Origin of the sequence: Desulfomicrobium norvegicum (assembly GCF_900114595.1) — a bacterium.
Lineage (GTDB): Bacteria > Desulfobacterota > Desulfovibrionia > Desulfovibrionales > Desulfomicrobiaceae > Desulfomicrobium > Desulfomicrobium macestii.
Window position 1 is genome coordinate 52,623 of the sequence record NZ_FOTO01000013.1, and the last position, 18,690, is coordinate 71,312.

Below are 18,690 nucleotides of genomic sequence, written 5' to 3' on the forward strand. Positions count from 1 at the left end.
ATCTTAAGCCTCGGCTTCCACTTTTGCGACGATGGCCTTGCCCACCTGGCGTCCCAGTTCCTTGCACTCGGCCAGCTTGGCGTGATCCGGCACGTTCTTGCATTTCACGCCGGGCTCGACGACCTCTATCTTGGCCGATTTGAGCCACTCGGTCAGGATGTTCAGGGATTCGCCGCTCCAGCCGAAGGATGCGAAGGCCGCGCCGACGCGTCCCAGGGGCTTCAGGCCTTTCATGTAGGTCAGAAAGTCCGCCATCAGCGGCATGATGCCGTTGTTGTGGGTCGGGGAGCCGCAGATGATGCCGGTGGCATCGGCCAGGGCGCCCATGACGTCGGAGTGGTGGTACTGTTTGAGATGCATGATCCTGACCGCGACCCCTTCTTCCATGAGTCCCTCGGCGATGGCCTTGGCCATCTTCTCCGTGGAGTGCCACATGGTGTCAAAGACGATGACGGCCTTCTTGTTCGGCTTCTGCTCGGCGTAGTCGCGGTAGGCCTGGAGGATCAGCGGCACGTTGGAGCGCCAGATGATGCCGTGGTCCGGTGCGATCATGTCGATCTCAAGACCCAGCTTGGCCACCTCGTCGAGCACCGCGATGACCCGGGGCGAAAAGGGCAGGACGATGTTGAAGTAGTAGTGGGAAGCCTCCGCCATGAGCATGGCCAGATCGATTTCGTCGTCGAAGCGTTCGCTGGAGGCGATGTTCTGCCCGAAAGCGTCGTTGGAGATGAGCAGCTTCTCTTCGGGGATGTAGGAGAACATGGAGTCCGGCCAGTGCAGCATGCGTGTCTCCATGAACTGCACCGTGCGCTTGCCGAGGCTGATGGAGTCGCCGGTCTGGACCGGATGGTAGGGCCAGTCTGGCTGGTGGAAATGGTCGAGGAGCATGCGATGTCCCATCTTGGAGCAGAAGACTTTCTCGGGCTGGATCTTCTCCATCAGGAAGGGCATGGCTCCGGAGTGGTCGGGCTCGATGTGGTTGCAGACGATGTAGTCGATCTTTTCCAGCGGGATGATGGACCGGATCTGGTGATAAAGGTCCATCTGAAATTTGGCCGGAACGGAGTCGAAAAGGGTGATCTTGTCGTCGATGACCAGATACGCGTTATATGTCGTTCCCTGGGGAGCTTTGGAGTATCCGTGGAAATCATGGATGTTCCAGTCCACGACTCCGACCCAGTAGATGTCTTTCTTGATTTCGGTAACAGGCATTGGGAATTGTCCTTACAACGTGATGACCCCGCCCGGGGCGGGGAGTTGAGCTTAGAAAAAACCAGGCCAGCCCGGATCGTGCGGGCTGGCCTGGTAAATCAATCTTCCTTGGCGAAATCTTCCTTGCCGGCTCCGCAGACAGGACAGGTCCAATCTTCCGGAACGTCTTCAAACTTGGTTCCGGGGGCGACTCCGTTGTCCGGGTCGCCGGTGGCCGGGTCGTAAACATAACCGCAGAGCGTGCAAACGTATTTATCCATGCTGGGTATCTCCTTTTAGTTTTCGATTTTCCAGTGTCCGTGCAGGTTGCAATATTCGCGGGCCGTGACCTTTTCCGCCTCGATGCAGAACTCGGCTTCAGGGGCCTGGCCGGGGCTCAGGTACTGGCGGTAGACCTTGCCGTCGGCGACAAGCTCGATCCATTCAATATAATGAGCGTCGATCATGGGGTGGGCGACTTCGCCGACCACGACCTTGTAGCCGGTGGCGGTTTTGTGGATCACGGGAACATGTTTTTCCCGGGCCGCGTCCACTGTTCCTTCTACCTGAAGCTTCATGTCCTCGCCGCAGCAGACCAGGGCTCCTTCGCCGCCATGCATCACTTCAACGATATTGCCGCACAGGTCACATTTGTAAACTTCGAGTCTTTGCGCCATTTCTTCCTCCGTGTTCGTGGTGTGAATTTACCCGAACACATACCATGGAACGGCTGAGTGTTCCAGTGATTTTGATAATTGGGACATGTTCGCCGCTAATGGACTATTGCGCCAGCTTTTTTCCAGCCTGGCACTGGGGGCAGATCCCCGAAAATTCCAGGCTTACGCCGGTGATCTGGAAGTCCGTGCCAAGTCCCTGCTCAATTCCCGTGATGTCCGGAGCGTCGAAGATGTCCCCCACCTTTCCGCATACTTCGCAGCGGATATGGTGGTGGGGGGAGACGTCGCCGTCAAAGCGCTTCTGTCCGGCCGCGTTTTCCAGCTTACGCACCAGGCCGAGCGAACTGAGCACTTCGAGATTGCGGTACACGGTGCCCAGGCTGATGCGAGGCATCTTCTGGCGCACCATGCCGTAGATCTCGTCGGCAGTGGGGTGGGTGGTCACTGATTTGAGCTCTTCCAGGATGATCCTGCGTTGATTGGTCAGGCGCATGTCTTTGCCCAATAGTTCTTTCATGACGGTACCTCTGTCAAACTTTGATAATTGTTCCTATTAAAAATAAGGACCGGCGTCAACAAAAAGGCGGGGTTGGATCAGGCCGGGATGGTAGAAAGCAGATCCAGGATCAGTTTCTCCGAGACGTCTTTCATGCAGGCGTTGCCGAGCGCACATGCATCCTGGCCGTGCAGGGAGCAGGGGGCCTTGGGGCAGGGGCTTTGATGGACAACGTCATGCGGGCCTGAAGGGTAGAACCCCCATTCCTTTGTGGTCGGTCCGAACAGGGCGATGACCGGCGTATCCACGGCCGTGGCCAGGTGCATGGGGCCGGAGTCTCCGGTGATCAGAACCCGGCACAGGGACAGCAGGGCCGAGGTGGCGCGCAGATCCGTGGTGTTGGTCAGATCATGAGGCGCCTGCGCAAGGAGCGGCTGGTCATGGCGACCGAGGATGAGCACCTGCTCTCCCTGGGCTTCCAGGCTTCTGCTCAGGTTTCGCCAGACTTCGGGGCTCGGGGTCTTGGCCGGGTGGGTGGCGTAGGGATGGATGGCGACGGGGCGGGTCAGTCCCAGGCGTGAAAGCGTTTCACGGGCCGCAGCCTTCTCGTTCCCGGCAAGAAAGATGCGGGGTTTCAGCGCGTTCGCATCCACGACCTGTGGATCCAGAGCCATGCAGTAGCGCTGGGGGACATTGAGGCGGCGGAGTCTGGCGGCGAACATGGGGTGCCGAGTGGCCAGAAACAATCGTCTGGTCAGTGAAAATTTGCGGTAGGAGCGCGTGGGTCCGGGCCAGAGCGAGCGCAGTAGCAGGGTGCGCAGGTTGACGTGCAGGTCGATGAGCGGCAACCGGCCAAATTCCCTGGCCAGCTCACGGCAGAACCTGATCCAGCTTGCGCCGTGCAGGTCTTCTTCGCGGACGCCGATGATTCCGGTCACGGCCGGGTGGTTGTCGAAGACGGGAGTCAGGGCCGGTTTGGTCAGCACCCGAAAGGTCAACCCGGCCTGATCATGCCAGTATGCGAGCACTCCCGTGGTCAGAATGGCGTCGCCAAGGGCGCTCAGGCGTACGGTCAGGCATTCCTGGTTGCTGAAGGGCAGGGACATGGGGGAGAGGCTCCTATCTTTGGGCGCAGAGGTCGGCGTAGACCTGCATGAGGGCTGCCGAGGTGCGCGAGATGTGAAAATTCCGGGCGTGGCGCTCACCCCTGGCGATCATGTCCTGGCGCAGGGCGCTGTCCTGCAGGACCCTGGTCAGGGCCAGGGCCAGTTCCGGCACGTCGCCCGGGGTGGTGTACAGGGCGGCGTCGCCGCCAGGTTCGGCAAAGCAGGAACCGGAGGAAGTGATGACCGGCACCTTGCTGTTCAGGGCCTCAAGGATGGGAATGCCGAAGCCTTCGCCTACCGAAGGATAGGCAAATGCCTCGGCCAGCTGGTACAGGCCGGGCAGGTCCGCATCCGCGACCTGTCCCAGGAAATGAACCTGGCCGCCAAGGCCCGAGGCCAGCGCCTGGTCGCGAAGCGCGGTTTCCATGGGTCCCTTGCCGACGATGACCAGGTCCGGCCGGTCGGACCGTGGCAGGCTCGCCAGGGCGGAGATGAGCGTCTGGGCGCCCTTGCGGGGGATGAGGGAGCCGACGAACAGGACGTAGCGTTCGGGCAGGCCGTGAATCCCACGCAGCCTGGCCGCCTCGTCCCTGCCCCTGACGACAGAGAAGGCCGGGGAGCAGCTTTGATAGGCGACACGGATGCGTTCCCGGGGGATATTGAAAATTTCGTGCACGTCGTCGGCGGTCTTTTGGCTGATGGCCACGATCATGTCCGCGCGCTGGCAGCTTTTTCTGTATTTGAAAGCGTAGAGCTGGCGGTCGATCCAGGGATAGAGGTGCGGGTGGGTCAGGAAGAGCAGGTCATGCATGCTGACCACGGTGCGCGTGCGTGGTCCGAAAGAGGTCAGCGGGAGCTCGTGGGACAGCCCGTGGTAGATGTCCAGCTCATGGCCGCGCGCCGCGCGGGGAATGCCCAGGCTGCGCCACAGGGCGGGGAACATGCGCCCAAGCGGGCATGCTTCCTGCACATGCAGGCCGTGACAGGCGGGCAATGTGCAAAATGGTCCGGAGAGGCGCTGCGTATATAATGTATAGCGATGCTCTGGAAAATGCTCCGCCAGCCCGAAGATGGTGCTGCGGGCGTAGTTGCCGAGCCCGGTGGGGTTGTGAAAGAAGCGCTTGGCGTCAAATCCGATGTGCATGCACATGTTCCTTTTTTTGCACAAGATGCTCCAGATAGCAGCCAAGGTCGCGCGCCAGCCAAGTCGGCCGGTCCGGTCCGGTGACGCAGCGCTGCAGCGGGGCTCCGGGTGCATCGAGGCCAAGCTTCCGGGCGGCGTCAAGGCCATGTCCGGTCAGGACCAGCACCGTTTCGGCGCAGCCGATGGCCTGCCCGAAGCGGATGTCGGCAACCTTGTCTCCGATCATGACCGTTTTTTCGGGAGACAAGCTGAAGTTCGCCGCCAGTTCCCGCCAGAGTCCGGTGCGCGGCTTGCGGCATCCGCATTCGTCTTCCGGAGAGTGGGGGCAGTGGGCGGCGCCGCCAAGGACGATCCCTTCGGCCAGCAGCAGTTCCACCAGGCGCGCGTGCACCCGGCGGTAGTCGTCTTCGCTGAACAGCCCGCGCCCGATGCCGCTCTGGTTGCTGGCCAGGTAGAAGCGGCAGCCGAGCCCTGCCAGCCTGCGCATGGGGGCGGCCACGCCCGGAATGAGCGCGACCAGGGCGGGATCGCTCAGGTAGTGGCGCTCTTCAATCAGGGTTCCGTCGCGGTCGAGGAGTATGGTGTCCATGTCTGTCATATTTGTCCTTGCCGAAGATGGGCTTTTTTGATCGGTAAGCGCAGCAAGGTCAAGAAAGGAAATGAATCGGTTCGGACCGCCGGTTCCCGGAGCGTCGGAGGTAAAAATTTTGTCCGACGAAATTGTTGACGAAACTGGTCTGGTTGTGGATATGCGCGTGCGAAACGGCACGCAAGGCGTCGTGACAGGTGGCGGCGGTTCGTGCTAGGAGCCGGGCCACAATGAAACCGGAGACTTTATGAGTACCGCAAAAAATCAGAAATGGGTCTACCTCGCCGCCGTCCTGCTCGTCGGGGCCGGGGTGGGCTATCTTCTCTTCAGTGGCCTGTCCCAGAATTCCGTCTATTTCCTGAATGTTTCCGAGGCCCTGGCCATGCCTGCCGAAAAGCTGTCCCAGGCGAGGCTTTTCGGTACGGTGGCAGAGAAGGGCGTGGATCATGACCCTTCGGCCATGGGCGTGTCCTTTTTCGCCCTGGACAAGGATGATCCGAGCAAGGCCATTCGCGTCCACTACCGGGGGGCCGTGCCCGATACATTTAAACCCGGCGTCGAGGTTATCCTCGAAGGATCGTTCGCGGCCGACACCCGGGTGTTCGAGGCCACCACGCTGCTGACCAAATGTCCTTCCAAATACGAAAAGAATGAAAAGGGCCAGATGCGTCCCCCCGGATTTGCAGGCTAGTCCCAGTTCATTCAGTATCTTTTGCAACCAGAACCTCCACGAGGATACCCCGCTTCATGCACGCCATCAGTTTCACCGCACTACTCTTGAGCATGCTGGCCGCCGTGGGCTTGACCGCGACGGCCGGGATGAAGGCCCTCAAAGACGATTTCGACACCGTAGCCCTGCTTGAAAAGGGGCAGATCCTGCTGACCATCGTGGTTTTGGCGGTTTCCGCCGTCCTGGTGCAGGCCTTGGTGGTCCGTGATTTCTCATATGTCTATGTCCGGGATTACACGGACACCTTTCTGCCCCTTTTCTACGCCGTAACGGCATTCTGGGCCGGTCAGAACGGATCCTTCCTGTTCTGGTACCTGTGCGTGGCCGTCATGGGTTGGTGCATGATCTACACCCCCGGATATTCCCGGCTGGACAACAGGACCAAGGTTTTCTTCTGGATTCTCTTTTTCCTGGTCGAGATCTTTTTCCTTTACGCCCTGACCGGCCCGAGCAACCCCTTCATGAAGCTTGATCCCGTTCCGGCTGAAGGCCGGGGTCTCAACCCTCTTTTGCAGAATCCGGGCATGATCTTTCATCCCCCGCTTCTTTTCCTGGGCTACGCCGGCTACACCATCCCATTTTGCCTGGCCCTGGCCTCCCGCCTCTCGGGCAATAGCCGCGAGTGGCTTGAATTGTGCCGCAACTGGAACATCGTGGCCTGGATATTCCTGACCTCGGGCATCATCCTCGGAGCCTGGTGGTCCTACATGGAGCTTGGCTGGGGCGGCTACTGGGCCTGGGATCCGGTCGAGAACGCGTCGCTCATCCCCTGGCTGGCCGGAACCGCCTTCATCCACACCGCCATTGTCGGCCGCACGCGCAAATCGCTGCTGCGGACCAACGTGTTCATGGTCGCCCTGACCTTCCTGCTCTGCTTTTTCGCCACTTTCGTGGTTCGCAGCGGTATGATCGATTCCCTGCACGCCTTCGGCGGCAGTCGCATGGGCATCCCGCTTCTGGTATTCATGGTCGCCACGCTGATGCTGACCTTCTATGTCTGTCTGGTCCAGCGCAAGGACGACTCCGCGCACATCGATGACTTCGCCAGTCGTCCGGGCATGCTCTTCCTGGCTTCCTGGCTGTTTTTGTGCCTGGGCGGCATCGTCTTCCTGGGCGTGCTCTGGCCGGTCCTGAGCAGCATGTGGAGCGCCAATCCCGTGGGCCTTGACGCCGGATTCTACAACAAGGTCTGCCTGCCGCTGTTTGCCGTGCTGGCCTTTATCATGTCCATCTGTCCCTGGTTTTCGCAAAAAAGCGGCATCAGCGACAAGGCGGCCCTGGGGCTGGTTCTGGGTGCCGGTGCAGGATCGGCGGTGATCATGTTCGTCTTGGGCTACTCGCAGCCGCTGGCGCTTTTTTCGGCCGCTTCGGGATTCATGATGATCGTCTCCATTGCCCTGTATTTTGTCCGCAACAAGGGCGCGCGGGCCTTCCTGCCGTCCTTGGGCGCGTACGGCGTGCACCTTGGCGTGGCGCTGATGGTCGTGGGCGTGGCCTTTTCCGGGCCCTACAAGGTGGAGGCGGAGGCCGTACTGACCAAGGGGCAGTCCATGACCGTGGGCTCGTACGAGGTCATGTTTCATGAACTGACCCACGATCACGACAATCCGGCCATGGATACCCACGCGGCCCTGTTGACCGTGACCCGGGGCGGCAAGGATGTGGGGAGCCTGGCACCTGAGAAACGGCTGTACCGCAACTTCGAACAGTCGACCTTCGCCGAGGTCTCGGTCATCCCGTCTCTTGGCGAGGAAATATATGCCACGCTGCTCGGTTTCAACGAAGAGGGCGCGGTCAGCCTGAAGGTGAGCGTCAACCCGCTGGTCAACTGGATCTGGATCGGCGGCACCCTGTCCTGCCTGATCGCGTTTCTGTGCTGGAGAAAGATCGAGCGCCGATGATGAGTTCAGGTTCCCTGCTAACCCTGCGCGGGGTCAGCCATTTTTTTGGCTCCCGGCTGATCTTCAAGGGGGTGTCCTGCGAACTGGCACCGGGCAGCATAATGCTCGTGGCCGGACCCAACGGCGCGGGCAAGACCACCCTCCTGAAGATCATGGCCGGTCTGACCCCGCCCCGGGCGGGCACCGTGGAGCGCACGGTCAAGGATCGGGCCATGGCCTTCATGGGGCATCAGACCTTTGTCTATCCGGCGCTCACAGCCCTGGGCAATCTCGAATTCTGGAACAGCGTCTACGGGCGCGGACTTGGCGACGCGGCCCTGCTCGCTCTTTTGGACCGGGTCGGCCTCAAGGGCTTCGCCCTGGAGTCGGCGGGCACGTTTTCCAGGGGCATGGCCCAGCGCCTGTCCCTGGCGCGAGTCCTTCTTGTCGAGCCTGCGCTTGTGTTTCTGGATGAGCCTTCAACCGGCCTTGATACGGCTTCCCAGGCGTTGCTGCATGCCGAGTTGGAGGCCGCAAGGACCCGGGGCGCAGGAATAGTCTGGATATCCCACGACCTGGACCGGGATCTTGGCCGCGCGGATACGGTCCTCTCGCTTGGCGGACGTGGCATGAGCTATTTCGGCCCGGCGCACGGGTTCGCTCCGGAGGGACCGTGATCGCATCTTCACTGGCCATCGCTCGCAAGGATCTGCGCCTGGCCTTCGCCGGAGGACAGGGGCCGGTGCAGGCGGTGCTGCTCGGACTCCTGCTGGTATTCATCTTCAGCCTTTCGGCCGCTCCGGGCGACCGTTTTTCCGCCCAGCAGGCCATGGCCATCTTCTGGCTGTGCAGCTCTTTCGGGGTGGTCCTGATTTTTTCCCTGCTTTTTCGTTTCGAGGAAGAGAACGACACGGCCACGGCCCTGCTCCTTTCCCCTCTGCCGGTGCAGGGACTGTGGCTGGGCAAGACCCTGGCAGGGCTTCTTTTGCTTTTGCTGTGTCAGGTGTTCTTTTTTCCGGCGGCTCTCGTCTTTTTGGGCCTTGACCCCGGCGACAATCTGCCCGGGCTCATGCTCATGGTGCTGGCCGTGGACGTCGGCCTGTGCGTGCTTGGCGGGCTCATCGGGGCCATGGGGCAGGGGCAGGGAGCCAAGGACGCGCTTTTGACCATCATCGTTTTTCCGTTGCAGGTGCCGCTGCTGCTTGGCGGAATCCGTATCGGGGTCGGGCTGATGCAAGGCGCGGCAATGGCCGGAGTCTCGGATTGGTTCGGACTTGTCTTGGCGTTCGACGCAGTTTTTGCGGGCGCGGCACTTTTTCTGTTCCCTCATGTCTTCAGAGGGGAATAAAGGGACGAACATGTTTCGCATCTATCCAAAAATACTCACGATTTTTGCCTGCGTCAGCATGGCGCTGATGGCGGTTGGACAATACGCCATCTGGTTCCATGCCCCTGAGGAAATGACCATGGGGCTGGTGCAGAAGATCTTCTATTTCCACTTGCCCCTGGCGTGGTGGTCCTTTGTGGCCTTTTTCGGTGTGTGCGCCGCAAGCGTCATGGTGCTGTGGACCGGCCGGGAGCAATGGGACGTTCTGGCCGGAGTGCTGGCCGAGATCGGGGTGCTTTTCAGCGGGCTGGCCCTGGTCACCGGCTCCCTCTGGGGCCGAGCGGCCTGGAATACCTGGTGGACCTGGGATCCGCGTCTCTCGACGACGCTGGTGATGTGGTTCGTGTACGCCGGTTATCTGGTCCTGCGTTCCGCCGATGTGGGAGGGACCAAGGGCGCGAAGGTGCGGGCGGTGCTCGGGATCGTGGCCTTTTTGGATGTTCCGCTGGTTTTTTTGTCCGCCAGGCTTTGGCGGTCCATCCATCCGGCCGTGCTCGCCTCCAGGGGCGGGGGACTTGAGCCGGAAATGTGGACGGCTGTGTGGATCAATGTCCTGGCCTGGGGGGCGATGTTCGGGACTCTTGTCCTGGCGCGCTATCACGGCGCCGGTCTGAAGCGGCGCGTCGAGGCGGCCCTGATCGGCATTCAGGAAAAGACCTTGCAATAAGGGGAATAGGCATGAATTACCTTTTTATCGCCAATGTGTGCATCTGGCTGGGCGTGGGCGGTTACGTCCTGTTCCTGGCCCGGCAGCACAGTGTTTTGGAACGCCGCGTACGGCAACTGGAGATCATTGATGGAAACGAATAACGCTTTTCCCCACACTGCCCGGAGCCGGGCGCTTTACTTCCTGCTGGCCTGCCTTGGCGTGATCCTCTTTGCGGCGGTGAGCTTCAGGGTGGAGAACCCTTCCATCGTGCAGCATGAAGAGCCCCGGGGGATGCCCGGCGGCGGAGGCATGGAGCAGATGGGTGGAGACATGGCCGCTGTTTCCGCCATGATGAAGAAACTGCAGGAAAACCCGGAAGACGTCCAAGCCATGCGCGCCCTTGGCATGTCTTTCATGGACATGCAGGCCTGGGACAGGGCGATGTCTTTCTGGGACATGCTCCTTGAGCGGGACGGGAATGACGTCATGGCCCTCAACCAGAAGGGCTTCTGCCTGTTCGAGCTGGAGAAATATGCCGAGGCCGCGGAACTTTTCGAGCGCATGCTGACCATCGAGCAGAAGAATTTTCACGCCCACTACAATCTGGGCGTCATCTACAAACATTATTTGACGGAGCCCGACAAGGCCGCCGCACATTTCCAGGCCGTCATCGACGCCGCCCCCGATGATCCCGCTCTGATCGAAAACGCCAAGCGGGAACTCGGCGGCAAGTAATCGCCGCGCTCCTGTTTGACACCTCCAAGGGGCTAATGGTAATAGCCCTCGATTCCGCAAGCTTTAGTGGCCCGCCATGGCGGGCCATGAATCATATCCTAAACTTGAACATTGTGGAGGAACTGATGAAACGTTTTTCTGGTCTCGTGATCGCGGCGTGCCTGACTTTGCTGACCAGTACGGCATTTGGTGCCGATACCGTGAAGATCGGCGTGGCGGGAGCCCACACCGGCGATCTGGCCTCCTACGGCCTGCCGACAGTCAATGCCGCCAAGCTCGTGGCAAAGGACATCAACGCCAAGGGCGGCATCGACGGCAAGCAGATCGAACTTTTGATCCAGGACGAAGAGTGCAAGCCTGAAAAGGCGACCAACGCAGCCACCAAGCTCGTTTCCGACGGCGCTGTAGTAGTGCTTGGGCACATCTGCTCCGGCGCCACCAAGGCTGCCATGCCCATCTACACCGAAGCCAAGATCGTGACCATGTCCCCCTCGGCCACCACGGTATCTTTGACACAGAGCGGTGAATACCCGACATTTTTCCGCACCATTTCCCCGGACGACGCGCAGGCCAAGCTTGGTGCTGAATACGCTATCGACAAGCTGGGCGCCAAGAAGATTGCCGTTTTGCACGATAAGGGCGATTATGGCAAAGGCTACGCCGAATTCGCGCAGGCGTTCATCTTAGAAGGCGGCAAGGCTGAAGTGGTTCTTTTTGAGGGCGTGACTCCCGGTGCAGTGGATTATTCCGCGGTGGTTCAGAAGGTGCGTCAGGTCGGAGCCGATACGGTAATCTTCGGTGGCTATCATCCGGAAGCCTCCAAGATCGTTTCCCAACTGAAGAAGAAGCGCGTCAACGTGAAGTTCATCTCCGACGACGGCGTCAAGGATGACACCTTCATCAAAGTCGCGGGCGCCGACGCCGAAGGCGTTTACGCTTCCGGTCCCCAGGATGTCAGCGGCCTGGAAATGAACAAGGCCGCTCGTGCCGCTCACGTGGCTGAATTCGGTGCCGAGCCGGGCGCGTTCTTTGACGCCGCCTATGCGGCCATGCAGGCCCTGGTCAACGCCATCGACAAGGCCGATTCCACCGACGCCGACAAGATCATGAACGTGCTGCGCACCGAGACCGTGGATACTGCCATCGGCGCCATCAAGTTTGACGCCCGAGGCGATGCCGAAGGTGCTGGCTTTTCCATGTACCAAGTTCAGAACGGCGCTTTCGTGGAACTGAAGTAGGCTCCCTCTTTACAATGCAGCTTTAACCGAGGGACGGGCGACAAAGCCTGTCCCTCGGTTCTTTCAACAGCCCGGCAAGGAATGGTCCAGGGCCGGAGCAGACGGGGAATTATGGACTGGCAATATTTCACGGAACTTTTTTTGGGCGGATTGACCAGAGGGAGCATCTACGCTCTCATCGCCATTGGCTACACCATGGTCTACGGCATCATCGAGCTCATCAACTTCGCCCACGGTGAAGTATACATGCTCGGCGCCTTCGTGGGCCTGATCATAGCCGGCGTGCTTGGGATCATGGGGTTCCCCGCACCTGCCATTCTGGTCATCGCCGCGGTGGTGGCGATCATCTACTGCGCGGGATACGGCTACACCATGGAGAAGATCGCCTACAAGCCCCTGCGCGGGGCCGGTCGTCTCTCTCCGCTCATTTCCGCCATCGGCATGTCCCTGTTCCTGCAGAACTACATCATCCTGGCTCAGACTTCCGACTTTCTGCCGTTTCCGCGTCTGATCCCGGATTTTGACTTCATCGAGCCCATCGCCCACGTGTTCGGATCCTCGGACTTCGTCATCGTTGTCACCAGCGCATTATCCATGGCCGGCCTGACGGCGTTCATCAAGTACACCAAGATGGGCAAGGCCATGCGCGCCACGGCCCAGAACCGCAAGATGGCCATGCTGCTCGGAGTGGATGCGGACAAGGTCATCTCCATCACCTTCATCCTCGGTTCGTCTCTTGCCGCCCTCGGCGGCGTGCTCATCGCCTCGCATGTTGGCATGGTCAATTTCGCCATCGGATTTCTCGCAGGCATCAAGGCTTTCACGGCCGCTGTTCTGGGCGGCATCGGATCCATCCCCGGCGCCATGCTCGGCGGCCTCTTTCTGGGTCTGTCCGAGAGTTTCGCCACCGGCTATATTTCAAGCGACTACGAAGACGTCTTTGCCTTCACCCTGCTGGTGGTCTTTCTGATCTTCCGGCCGTCGGGCATCATGGGCAAGGCCAAGGTGGAGAAAGTATGATCAGCGGACGCAAACGTATCGAAGGGCGGACACGATAATGAACGAGTTGAAAAAATCCATCATGGTCAGCCTGTGGTTCATGTTCCTGACCTTTCCCCTCATGGTTATCCGCGTCAATACCATTGAAAAAACGGTGATCTGGCGCTGGGAGAACATGGCTTTGATAGGCATCGGCAGCTTTGTGCTGTCCTTTGTGTGGCGCTGGGCCATCCGGCGCAAGGAGGCCGGTGACGCGGTTGCCGCGTCCGGAGAGAAGAAGAGCGGCAAATTGGCGGAGTTGGCCAACAATCCGGCACTGACCAATTCGTTTCGAGCTTTTTTTCTGGTCGTCTTTCTGGTCACCCCCTGGCTTGTGACCACCTACCAGACCAATATCCTCATCTCCTTTTTGCTTTACGTCGTGCTCGGGCTCGGCCTGAACATCATTGTCGGCGTGGCCGGCCTGCTGTTTCTCGGCCACGCGGCCTTCTACGCCATTGGCGCCTATTCCTACGCACTCCTGAACCAGTATTTCGGTCTTGGCTTCTGGGTCGCCCTGCCTCTGGGCGGCGTGATCGCGGCCCTGGCCGGCATTGCTCTCGCATTTCCGGTGCTGCGGCTGCGCGGAGACTATCTGGCCATCGTCACTCTCGGTTTCGGCGAGATTGTGCGCCTGGTGCTTGAGAACTGGAGCGATCTGACCGGAGGCCCTTCGGGCATCTCGAACATTCCGCGTCCGGGCCTCTTTGACGCGAAGCTCTCGGTTGCGGATGCAAACATCTATATTTATTACATCGTGTTGGTTTTGGCCATCATCACCATCGTCGCGGTGACCCGCCTCAAGGATTCGCGCATCGGCCGCGCCCTGCAGGCACTGCGTGAAGACGAGATCGCTTGCGAGGCGATGGGTATCGACCGTGTCGGCGTGAAGGTCATGGCATTTGGCCTGGGCACTGCCTGGGCCGGGTTCGCGGGAGTCATCTTCGCGGCCAAGACCACCTTCATCAACCCCGCGAGCTTCACCTTTTTCGAATCGGCCATCATTTTGTCCATTGTCGTTCTGGGCGGGATGGGTTCAAACCTCGGAGTCATCCTCGGTTCCGCCTTTCTGGTGCTTCTGCCGGAATATCTGCGCGCCTTTTCCGAATACCGCATGATCCTTTTTGCCTCCGCCATGGTGCTCATGATGGTCTTTCGGCCTCAGGGCCTCATTCCGGCCAAGGGGCGGTCCTACACGGTGGACGATCCTGAATTGAACGCGGCCAATGGAGGACGTATCTAGATGAAACCGGTACTCGACGTCACGGCTGTGTCCATGAATTTTGGAGGCCTGCGCGCTTTGAACGAAGTGCAGCTTGAGGTCCATTCAGGAGAGATCGTCGCGCTCATCGGCCCCAACGGGGCGGGCAAGACCACCTTCTTCAACTGTATCACAAGCATCTACGAACCGACCGAAGGCGAGGTCTGGTTCACGCCCAGGAATGGAGCACGGACCAAGGTCAATGGCCTGAAGCCCAATCTGGTCACAGAGCTCGGCATGGCCCGGACCTTTCAGAACATTCGGCTTTTCAAGAACATGAGCGTGCTCGAAAACGTCATGATCGCTCGTCACTGCCGGACCAAGACCGGCATCTGGGGCGCGCTTCTGCGTTCGCCCGCGGTGCTCCGCGAGGAAAAGGAGATCGTGGATCGGAGCTATGAGCTGCTCAAATATATGGGATTGCACAAGTTCTACAAGGAACTGGCCTGCAATCTGCCTTATGGAGCCCAGCGCCGCCTTGAAATCGCCCGCGCCCTGGCCACCGAACCGACGCTTCTGCTGCTCGATGAACCCGCAGCGGGCATGAACCCGCAGGAAACCGAGACGCTGAAGCATCTGGTTTTCAAGATCCGGGACGAGATGGATATGGCCATCCTGCTCATCGAGCACGACATGAGCATGGTCATGAGCCTCTCGGAGCGCATTTACGTCATGGAGTACGGCTGTCTCATCGCCAGCGGCACTCCGTCCGAGATCAGCAGCGATCCTCGGGTCATCAAAGCCTACCTCGGGGAGGAAGCGCATGCTTGAGCTCAAGAACGTCTGCACATTCTACGGCAACATCCAGGCCCTGCACGGGATTTCCATGCACATCGACAAGGGGGAGATCGTTTCCCTGATCGGTGCCAACGGCGCGGGCAAGAGCACCACGCTCATGTCCATCTGCGGCGGGGTTCCGCCCCGAAGCGGCGAAATCCTGTTCGAGGGCCAGCCCATCCATCAGGTCAAGGCGGACAGGATCGTGCGCATGGGCATATCGCAGGTGCCTGAAGGGCGGCTCATATTCCCGGAAATGACGGTCATGGAGAACCTGGACCTGGGGGCCTTCCTGCGCAACGACAAGGTCGGCATCGCCCAGGATCTGGAATATGTCTTCACGCTCTTTCCCATTCTGGCCGAGCGACGCAAGCAGCTCGGCGGCACCCTGTCCGGCGGCGAGCAGCAGATGCTGGCAATTTCCCGCGCGCTCATGGCCCGGCCCAGACTGCTGCTGCTGGACGAACCCTCTCTTGGACTCGCGCCGATCATCATCGCTCAAATTTTCGACATCATTCGCAAGGTCAACGAATCGGGGACCACGGTCTTTCTGGTCGAACAGAACGCCAATCAGGCGCTCAAGATCGCTCACAGGGCCTATGTCATGGAAAACGGCCGCATAACGCTTGAAGACTCGGGCGCGGCCCTGCTCTCCAACGAGGATGTCAAAAAGGCTTATCTGGGGATCTAGCCCCGAATCTTGAATTGTAACCCAATCCCCAGCATCGGGAGAGATGAAATATGGATAAATTTCTAGGCAAGGCGTTGACTTTCGACGATGTCCTGCTTGCTCCGGCGTACTCTGAAGTGACACCGGATCAGGTCATTTTGAACACCAGACTGACCCCGACCATCGAGCTCAACATCCCCTTCTTGAGCGCGGCCATGGACACGGTCACCGAATCGCGCATGGCCATTTCCCTGGCCCGGGCCGGGGGCATCGGTATCGTGCACAAGAACATGACCGTCGAGCAGCAGGCCCTTGAGGTCGTGAAGGTCAAGAAGTCGGAGTCGGGCATGATCGTCGATCCGATAACCGTGGATCCCGACGACACCGTCGGTCATGCGCTGGAGCTGATGCGCGACTACCGCATCTCCGGTTTGCCGGTGGTTCTTGGCGACCAGCTCGTTGGCATCGTCACCAACCGCGACGTGCGTTTCGTGACCGACATGTCCGCCAAGGTCAGTGAAGTCATGACCAGCAAGAGGCTTGTCACCGTGCCGGTGGGCATTTCCCTCGAGGACGCCAAGCGGCACCTGCATGACAACCGCATCGAAAAGCTTCTGGTGGTGGATGAAGGCAACAAGCTCAAAGGGCTGCTGACCATCAAGGACATCGACAAGGTTCGCAAGTATCCCAACGCCTGCAAGGACGAGATGGGACGTCTGCGTGTCGGTGCGGCCGTGGGTGTCGGCACTGGACGCGCCGAACGCGTCGAGGCGCTGGTCAGGGCCGGAGCGGACGTGATCGTCCTGGATTCGGCTCATGGCCATTCCCGGAATATTCTGGACGCGGTCCGCGCGACCAAGACCGATTGGCCGGATGTCCAGATCATCGCCGGCAACGTGGCCACCTACGAGGGGGCCAAGGCCCTCATCGCGGCGGGCGCGGATGCGGTAAAAGTAGGGATCGGGCCCGGTTCCATCTGCACCACGCGCATCGTGGCCGGTGTAGGCGTGCCGCAGATCACGGCCATCATGGAATGCGTGCGGGCCTGTCGCGAAGAAGGCCGCTGTTGCATCGCCGATGGCGGGGTGAAGTTTTCCGGTGATGTGGTCAAGGCCCTGGTCGCCGGGGCCGATACGGTCATGATGGGTTCCATGTTCGCGGGAACCGAGGAGAGCCCGGGCGAAAAGATTCTGTACCAGGGCCGTACCTACAAGATTTATCGTGGCATGGGTTCCATCGACGCCATGAAGGATGGCAGCAGCGACCGTTACTTCCAGGAAGGCTCGAAGAAGCTCGTTCCCGAGGGCATTGTCGGCCGCGTTCCCTACAAGGGATCGGTGCTTGAGACCATAGATCAGCTTGTCGGCGGGGTTCGTTCCGGGATGGGCTATCTGGGCGCCAAGGACATCGAAACCATGCAGCAAAAGGCCCAGTTCGTGGAGATCTCCGCGGCCGGTCTGCGCGAAAGTCACGTCCACGACGTGATCATCACCAAGGAAGCGCCCAATTACAGGGTGGACGCGTACTGAAACTTTCGAGATCATAACCATCCGTGAAATCGGATGGAGGTAAAAATGGATATACAAGAAAAAGTCATCATTCTGGATTTCGGATCCCAATACACCCAGCTCATCGCCCGGCGCACCCGTGAATCCGGCGTCTATTCCGAGATTCATCCGTGCAATATCGGAATAAACGAGCTCAAGGCCCTGCAGCCCAGCGCCATTATCCTTTCCGGTGGCCCGGCCTCCGTGTCCAGCCCCGACTCTCCGGGCATCGATCCTTGCATCTTTGAGTGGGGCCTTCCGATCCTTGGCATTTGCTACGGCATGCAGCTCATGGCGCACATGCTTGGCGGCAAGGTCGCGCCGTCGCTTGACCGCGAATACGGCCGCAGCGACCTTTATTTCGAAGGACAGTGCCCTTTGTGGAATACGGTCTCAGAGGCTGAGAAGCTTACGGTCTGGATGTCCCACGGGGACCATGTCCTGGCCGTTCCTCCGGGTTTTTCGGTTACGGCCAAGACCCAGAACATCGAGATCGCGGCCATGGCCGACGTCAGCCGCAAGATGTATGCGCTGCAGTTCCACCCCGAGGTGGCGCACACCGAGCAGGGCGATGAAATCCTGCGCAATTTCCTTTTCCATGTGGCAGATCTCAAATCCGTCTGGACCATGTCTTCGTTCGTGGATTCCATGCTGCAGGCCCTGCCGGAGCAGATCGGCGACGACAAGGTGGTGTGCGGTCTCTCCGGCGGCATCGATTCCACCGTCGTGGCGGTGCTGCTGAACAAGGCCATCGGCAAGAACCTGCATTGCATCTTCGTCGACAACGGCCTGCTGCGTGCGGGCGAGGGCGACGAGGTCATCGGCTACCTGCGCCAGCATTTCGACCTGAACCTGCATTACATCAAGGCGCAGGACAAGTTCCTGTCACGGCTTGAAGGGCTTGATGATCCCGAGCAGAAGCGCAAGATCATCGGCTACACCTTCATCGAGGTATTCGAGGAAGAGGCCAAGAAGATTCCGGGGGTCAAGTATCTGGCCCAGGGCACGCTCTATCCCGACGTCATCGAATCCATCAGCTTCAAGGGGCCTTCCGCCGTGATCAAGAGCCATCACAACGTCGGCGGGCTGCCTGAAAAGATGGATTTCGCCCTGGTCGAACCCCTGCGCGAGTTGTTCAAGGACGAAGTGCGCAAGGTCGCCCAGGAACTGGGGCTGCCCGATTTCATCGTGTGGCGCCACCCGTTCCCGGGCCCCGGTCTTGCCATCCGCGTCATCGGCGAGATCACCGACGAGCGTCTTGAAATTCTGCGCCAGGCCGACAAGATCGTGCAGCACGAGCTCATGGCTTCCAACTGGTACTACAAGGTCTGGCAGGGATTTGCCGTACTGCTGCCGTTGAAGACGGTCGGCGTCATGGGTGATGAACGTACTTACGAACACGTCATCGCCCTGCGCATTGTCGATTCCATCGACGCCATGACCGCCGACTGGTCCAGGATTCCGACCGAGATCCTGGGGCGCATGTCGAGCAGGATCATCAACGAGGTCAAAGGGGTTAATCGCGTGGTGTACGACATTTCGTCCAAGCCGCCGAGCACCATAGAGTGGGAATAG

Annotated in this window: 21 protein-coding genes; 14 read left to right on the forward strand and 7 right to left on the reverse strand. The window is 59.9% G+C overall.

Annotated elements, in window-relative coordinates; genetic code table 11:
• Nucleotides 1-3 precede the first annotated feature (3 nt).
• From BMZ24_RS15945 to BMZ24_RS15975, 7 genes are all read right to left on the reverse strand, one after another.
• Nucleotides 4-1,212 (reverse strand): FprA family A-type flavoprotein, encoded by a 1,209-nt coding sequence (locus BMZ24_RS15945; protein ID WP_092193749.1) that lies wholly within the window; start codon nt 1,210-1,212, stop codon nt 4-6.
• Between the two features lie 98 nt (nt 1,213-1,310).
• On the reverse strand, nt 1,311-1,472 hold the full coding sequence (gene rd / locus BMZ24_RS15950; protein ID WP_092193750.1) for a rubredoxin: 162 nt from the start codon (nt 1,470-1,472) through the stop codon (nt 1,311-1,313).
• A 15-nt stretch (nt 1,473-1,487) separates the two neighbouring features.
• The gene (locus tag BMZ24_RS15955) at nt 1,488-1,868 is read right to left on the reverse strand and encodes a desulfoferrodoxin (RefSeq protein WP_092193751.1); all 381 of its coding nucleotides are present in this window, start codon (nt 1,866-1,868) and stop codon (nt 1,488-1,490) included.
• A 103-nt stretch (nt 1,869-1,971) separates the two neighbouring features.
• Complete coding sequence (locus tag BMZ24_RS15960) at nt 1,972-2,385, reverse strand: Fur family transcriptional regulator (RefSeq protein ID WP_092193752.1); 414 nt, start codon at nt 2,383-2,385, stop codon at nt 1,972-1,974.
• A 77-nt stretch (nt 2,386-2,462) separates the two neighbouring features.
• Nucleotides 2,463-3,470, reverse strand: a complete 1,008-nt coding sequence (locus BMZ24_RS15965) for a glycosyltransferase family 9 protein (protein ID WP_092193753.1) — start codon at nt 3,468-3,470, stop codon at nt 2,463-2,465.
• A gap of 13 nt (nt 3,471-3,483) precedes the next feature.
• Complete coding sequence (locus BMZ24_RS15970; protein WP_161949194.1) at nt 3,484-4,614, reverse strand: glycosyltransferase family 4 protein; 1,131 nt, start codon at nt 4,612-4,614, stop codon at nt 3,484-3,486.
• Entirely contained in the window at nt 4,598-5,203 is a 606-nt protein-coding gene (locus BMZ24_RS15975; RefSeq protein ID WP_225940437.1) for a D-glycero-alpha-D-manno-heptose-1,7-bisphosphate 7-phosphatase, read from the reverse strand. The genes BMZ24_RS15970 and BMZ24_RS15975 overlap by 17 nt, the downstream gene beginning before the upstream one ends.
• A gap of 247 nt (nt 5,204-5,450) precedes the next feature.
• Between BMZ24_RS15975 and BMZ24_RS15980 the strand changes: the two genes are divergently transcribed.
• From BMZ24_RS15980 to guaA, 14 genes are all read left to right on the forward strand, one after another.
• The gene (locus BMZ24_RS15980; RefSeq protein ID WP_092193756.1) at nt 5,451-5,894 is read left to right on the forward strand and encodes a cytochrome c maturation protein CcmE; all 444 of its coding nucleotides are present in this window, start codon (nt 5,451-5,453) and stop codon (nt 5,892-5,894) included.
• Between the two features lie 56 nt (nt 5,895-5,950).
• Entirely contained in the window at nt 5,951-7,834 is a 1,884-nt protein-coding gene (locus tag BMZ24_RS15985) for a heme lyase CcmF/NrfE family subunit (protein WP_092193757.1), read from the forward strand.
• The gene (gene ccmA, locus BMZ24_RS15990) at nt 7,831-8,490 is read left to right on the forward strand and encodes a heme ABC exporter ATP-binding protein CcmA (protein ID WP_092193758.1); all 660 of its coding nucleotides are present in this window, start codon (nt 7,831-7,833) and stop codon (nt 8,488-8,490) included. The genes BMZ24_RS15985 and ccmA overlap by 4 nt, the downstream gene beginning before the upstream one ends.
• Nucleotides 8,487-9,161 (forward strand): heme exporter protein CcmB, encoded by a 675-nt coding sequence (locus BMZ24_RS15995; protein WP_092193759.1) that lies wholly within the window; start codon nt 8,487-8,489, stop codon nt 9,159-9,161. Before ccmA ends, BMZ24_RS15995 begins: the two co-directional genes overlap by 4 nt.
• A gap of 10 nt (nt 9,162-9,171) precedes the next feature.
• Nucleotides 9,172-9,867 (forward strand): cytochrome c biogenesis protein, encoded by a 696-nt coding sequence (locus BMZ24_RS16000; protein WP_092193760.1) that lies wholly within the window; start codon nt 9,172-9,174, stop codon nt 9,865-9,867.
• A gap of 11 nt (nt 9,868-9,878) precedes the next feature.
• A complete protein-coding gene (locus BMZ24_RS16005; RefSeq protein ID WP_092193761.1) occupies nt 9,879-10,010 on the forward strand; it encodes a CcmD family protein in 132 nt (43 codons plus the stop codon).
• Nucleotides 9,997-10,584 carry a tetratricopeptide repeat protein gene (locus BMZ24_RS19840; protein WP_161949195.1) on the forward strand — a complete coding sequence of 196 codons (588 nt, stop codon included), beginning with the start codon at nt 9,997-9,999 and terminating at the stop codon, nt 10,582-10,584. Before BMZ24_RS16005 ends, BMZ24_RS19840 begins: the two co-directional genes overlap by 14 nt.
• Before the next feature lie 125 nt (nt 10,585-10,709).
• Complete coding sequence (locus BMZ24_RS16010) at nt 10,710-11,822, forward strand: branched-chain amino acid ABC transporter substrate-binding protein (RefSeq protein WP_092193762.1); 1,113 nt, start codon at nt 10,710-10,712, stop codon at nt 11,820-11,822.
• Nucleotides 11,823-11,933: 111 nt separating this feature from the next.
• Nucleotides 11,934-12,842 carry a branched-chain amino acid ABC transporter permease gene (locus BMZ24_RS16015; RefSeq protein ID WP_092193763.1) on the forward strand — a complete coding sequence of 303 codons (909 nt, stop codon included), beginning with the start codon at nt 11,934-11,936 and terminating at the stop codon, nt 12,840-12,842.
• 37 nt (nt 12,843-12,879) lie between these two features.
• On the forward strand, nt 12,880-14,103 hold the full coding sequence (gene livM / locus BMZ24_RS16020; RefSeq protein ID WP_092193764.1) for a high-affinity branched-chain amino acid ABC transporter permease LivM: 1,224 nt from the start codon (nt 12,880-12,882) through the stop codon (nt 14,101-14,103).
• Nucleotides 14,104-14,892, forward strand: coding sequence for an ABC transporter ATP-binding protein (locus BMZ24_RS16025; RefSeq protein ID WP_092193765.1), 789 nt, complete (start codon nt 14,104-14,106; stop codon nt 14,890-14,892). It abuts the gene before it with no gap.
• Nucleotides 14,885-15,589 carry an ABC transporter ATP-binding protein gene (locus BMZ24_RS16030; RefSeq protein WP_092193766.1) on the forward strand — a complete coding sequence of 235 codons (705 nt, stop codon included), beginning with the start codon at nt 14,885-14,887 and terminating at the stop codon, nt 15,587-15,589. The genes BMZ24_RS16025 and BMZ24_RS16030 overlap by 8 nt, the downstream gene beginning before the upstream one ends.
• A gap of 50 nt (nt 15,590-15,639) precedes the next feature.
• A complete protein-coding gene (guaB, locus tag BMZ24_RS16035) occupies nt 15,640-17,097 on the forward strand; it encodes an IMP dehydrogenase (protein WP_092193767.1) in 1,458 nt (485 codons plus the stop codon).
• A gap of 45 nt (nt 17,098-17,142) precedes the next feature.
• On the forward strand, nt 17,143-18,690 hold the full coding sequence (gene guaA, locus BMZ24_RS16040) for a glutamine-hydrolyzing GMP synthase (RefSeq protein ID WP_092193768.1): 1,548 nt from the start codon (nt 17,143-17,145) through the stop codon (nt 18,688-18,690).

Excerpts from the sequence above, each read along its gene's own strand:
- BMZ24_RS15945 (WP_092193749.1), bottom strand. The coding sequence starts at position 1,212 with ATGCCTGTTACCGAAATCAAGAAAGACATCTACTGGGTCGGAGTCGTG.
- rd (WP_092193750.1), bottom strand. The coding sequence starts at position 1,472 with ATGGATAAATACGTTTGCACGCTCTGCGGTTATGTTTACGACCCGGCC.
- BMZ24_RS15955 (WP_092193751.1), bottom strand. The coding sequence starts at position 1,868 with ATGGCGCAAAGACTCGAAGTTTACAAATGTGACCTGTGCGGCAATATC.
- BMZ24_RS15960 (WP_092193752.1), bottom strand. The coding sequence starts at position 2,385 with ATGAAAGAACTATTGGGCAAAGACATGCGCCTGACCAATCAACGCAGG.
- BMZ24_RS15965 (WP_092193753.1), bottom strand. The coding sequence starts at position 3,470 with ATGTCCCTGCCCTTCAGCAACCAGGAATGCCTGACCGTACGCCTGAGC.
- BMZ24_RS15970 (WP_161949194.1), bottom strand. The coding sequence starts at position 4,614 with ATGCACATCGGATTTGACGCCAAGCGCTTCTTTCACAACCCCACCGGG.
- BMZ24_RS15975 (WP_225940437.1), bottom strand. The coding sequence starts at position 5,203 with ATGGACACCATACTCCTCGACCGCGACGGAACCCTGATTGAAGAGCGC.
- BMZ24_RS15980 (WP_092193756.1), top strand. The coding sequence starts at position 5,451 with ATGAGTACCGCAAAAAATCAGAAATGGGTCTACCTCGCCGCCGTCCTG.
- BMZ24_RS15985 (WP_092193757.1), top strand. The coding sequence starts at position 5,951 with ATGCACGCCATCAGTTTCACCGCACTACTCTTGAGCATGCTGGCCGCC.
- ccmA (WP_092193758.1), top strand. The coding sequence starts at position 7,831 with ATGATGAGTTCAGGTTCCCTGCTAACCCTGCGCGGGGTCAGCCATTTT.
- BMZ24_RS16000 (WP_092193760.1), top strand. The coding sequence starts at position 9,172 with ATGTTTCGCATCTATCCAAAAATACTCACGATTTTTGCCTGCGTCAGC.
- BMZ24_RS16005 (WP_092193761.1), top strand. The coding sequence starts at position 9,879 with ATGAATTACCTTTTTATCGCCAATGTGTGCATCTGGCTGGGCGTGGGC.
- BMZ24_RS19840 (WP_161949195.1), top strand. The coding sequence starts at position 9,997 with ATGGAAACGAATAACGCTTTTCCCCACACTGCCCGGAGCCGGGCGCTT.
- BMZ24_RS16010 (WP_092193762.1), top strand. The coding sequence starts at position 10,710 with ATGAAACGTTTTTCTGGTCTCGTGATCGCGGCGTGCCTGACTTTGCTG.
- BMZ24_RS16015 (WP_092193763.1), top strand. The coding sequence starts at position 11,934 with ATGGACTGGCAATATTTCACGGAACTTTTTTTGGGCGGATTGACCAGA.
- livM (WP_092193764.1), top strand. The coding sequence starts at position 12,880 with ATGAACGAGTTGAAAAAATCCATCATGGTCAGCCTGTGGTTCATGTTC.
- BMZ24_RS16025 (WP_092193765.1), top strand. The coding sequence starts at position 14,104 with ATGAAACCGGTACTCGACGTCACGGCTGTGTCCATGAATTTTGGAGGC.
- BMZ24_RS16030 (WP_092193766.1), top strand. The coding sequence starts at position 14,885 with ATGCTTGAGCTCAAGAACGTCTGCACATTCTACGGCAACATCCAGGCC.
- guaB (WP_092193767.1), top strand. The coding sequence starts at position 15,640 with ATGGATAAATTTCTAGGCAAGGCGTTGACTTTCGACGATGTCCTGCTT.
- guaA (WP_092193768.1), top strand. The coding sequence starts at position 17,143 with ATGGATATACAAGAAAAAGTCATCATTCTGGATTTCGGATCCCAATAC.